3 protein-coding genes are annotated in these 2,268 nt (G+C 54.1%); 1 reads left to right on the top strand and 2 read right to left on the bottom strand.

Features of this window, described 5'->3' with window-relative positions:
• A partial coding sequence (locus IFS44_RS22000) for a hypothetical protein (protein WP_206757901.1) occupies positions 1 to 247 on the top strand: 247 nt, incomplete at its 5' end.
• 1,574 nt (positions 248 to 1,821) lie between these two features.
• Here the strand turns inward: IFS44_RS22000 and IFS44_RS21505 are convergent.
• Both IFS44_RS21505 and IFS44_RS22705 read right to left on the bottom strand, forming a co-directional pair.
• A complete protein-coding gene (locus tag IFS44_RS21505; RefSeq protein ID WP_192100160.1) occupies positions 1,822 to 1,995 on the bottom strand; it encodes a hypothetical protein in 174 nt (57 codons plus the stop codon).
• Between the two features lie 157 nt (positions 1,996 to 2,152).
• Positions 2,153 to 2,268, bottom strand: a 116-nt coding sequence (locus IFS44_RS22705) for a PEP-CTERM sorting domain-containing protein (protein WP_192100162.1), incomplete at its 5' end; no start/stop codon positions are given.

Raw genomic sequence — 2,268 nt, forward strand, 5'->3', positions numbered from 1 at the left:
AGTACCGCGTACCTTTTTAGCGCCTCGCCATGTTTTTTCGCACAGCCACGCGGGGCGCGTTCGCTTGATCGAATTAGCACTTGCGGCCGTTAACGCCTCCTTTACCATAAGATTGTATCAAGGATCGTATTTGGAAAACTCGTCGATCGCTCGTGCATTGATGATTACTATCAATGAGGTGCATCATGAATACCTCCCACCGATCGAACTTTCCTGTGGCACACTCTGCGGCCTACACGATGGTTAGTCGGTACGGGGTAGATGCTGCCTTTGTCGCCCAACGGGAAGTCGATGCCAAGATTGAGCGTGGAGACCTTCAGGGGGCACTCGAAGTTGATCAAGTACGTCGTGAACTTCTGGATCTCATCATAGATATAGAGCCTCCTGCGCATTACTGACCTACAGAAGCATAGACTCGTGGAATTATCCAGCTCTATTTGCTCGCCAAGTGTTTGATCGAACATCTGGTCGCTGGCGACGGCGGGGCGGATCAGCGAGGCATGGCAGGCGGACTACAACACGGTGCGTGTCAACAGCAGTCCTGCCGGGATGGCACTCGCCAACTTTACGACCCGCCCCCGCCACGGGCATATGGAGAACGCGCGAAGTTAGTTGCGGCCCGGCAACATCCGCAGCGTCAAAGAGCAAGCGGACCGTAGTGCCGAAGAAGCGGCAAAGTTGGGCTTATTCAGTAAGGGCCAAAGTGCCGGCGAGACGCCCGCCGAATGCAGCGAATTCCAAGCTTCTGGACATTGATTCTCAGTCGATTGCACACTCGGATTCCAACTAGGTGAGGGTGAGGCGGAGGTTCTAACCGGCGGTCCATTTCGTAGGCCAATCGCCTGGAACGTCGCTTCTAGCGTAAAGATGAGGGTGGGCTGCCCCTACTCTCACCACGGTCCGCTTATGCGGACGGCTAAGGGGACTTTGATACATCACCACTCGAGCAGAGAGTCAAAAAAACCTGCCAGTCGCGGTTAATGCGCCTTTCACCGTATGGAATTACAATTACGAAATAGAGTTCCTGCATAAGTCTCCTTGTCGAAAGACGAACACTTTCAACTCGGGGGGTTCACATGCGCTACTGGCCTATCGGTAAGCCCATCAGGGCTTAATAGTGTCAACAGCCGAAGTAGCTATAATCTTTTACTGGCGCATTTTGCAGGGGATAGCGCAATGCGTCGCTGAAACAGTTGTGAGGCTTACATAGGCTACTGACTTATACCTTTGTTTTTAACGTAACAAATCCAATACGCGATATTGGAATAACGCAAAGCTCGATAACGGCTAAGCTCGAAAATGCCCGGCTTTGCAAGACGGGCATTTTTTTGCCATCAAGACCTGGTCATGTCCTTTACGGGCATCTCAAAGGTGAAAGCCCGAGGAACAAGCCCAAGTACTTTCACGGCCTTTTGCATGGCTTCGTTATGCGTCGATATCGTGAAGTGGATTTCGGTAAACCACCCGTTTAGGTGAACCTTCCGAAACCGCGAAAGTACGGCAGCAAAGGCTGCAGGAGCGGTAGGCGAACCCCAGGCAAACGTGATTGTGAGCGTTCGATCATCATGGTCCTCGCCCCAATTGATACCGCCAACGCACGTTCCGCTTTCATCAAAAGCCAGAATTGCGGGATGGTCCCATTTGCATGGTGGATATCGCAGCCAACCATTGCGCTGATGGTCGACACCCGCGGCGTAAGCAGCCCTCAGGCCTTCCTTGCTATGTGCGAGTTTGGTAACATGCTCCAAGCGTAAACTCATGTCATAGTTCTCCGCCCGCGCTTGAACATCATGACTGTAAAATGGCGCACACCGGTGGTCATTACCAGTCCCAGTTCCAGTCCCAGTCCCAGTCCCAGTCCCAGCCGCGTACGTGGCTCTGCGTGGCTGTAATCGATGGATGCCGATACCAGGACGTGTGCTCGGTACCTGACGGCGTCCATTCAGGCGCGTTCGCGATCTCGGGGTTTGGGCTGTTGGGCGCAGTATGGGCCATCCCGCTTGCCCAATTATCGATCGACGGCGCCCACCGCGCCACATGGGTTCTTCTACAGACCCATTGCGCCGGATGTTAAACAAAAACAGCCGCCAACCTTGAGAGGTTGACGGCTGCCTTCACACAGATGGCCACTGGGACCAGCTGTGAAATATGCTTAGGCGAATGCAATCTTCGTCTGGCGACGGCGAACGCGCATCGATGCGCCGATCCCGCCGATACCGAACAGCATGATTGCCCAGGTACCAGCCTCGGGAACTGCTGCCGTCGGCT

Source organism: Sphingomonas sp. CFBP 13706 (assembly GCF_014842355.1).
Classification (GTDB): Bacteria; Pseudomonadota; Alphaproteobacteria; order Sphingomonadales; family Sphingomonadaceae; genus Sphingomonas; species Sphingomonas aerolata.

Bases quoted from the DNA above. Each gene is read 5' to 3' on its own strand.
- IFS44_RS21505 (WP_192100160.1), bottom strand. From the start codon at position 1,995: ATGGCCCATACTGCGCCCAACAGCCCAAACCCCGAGATCGCGAACGCG.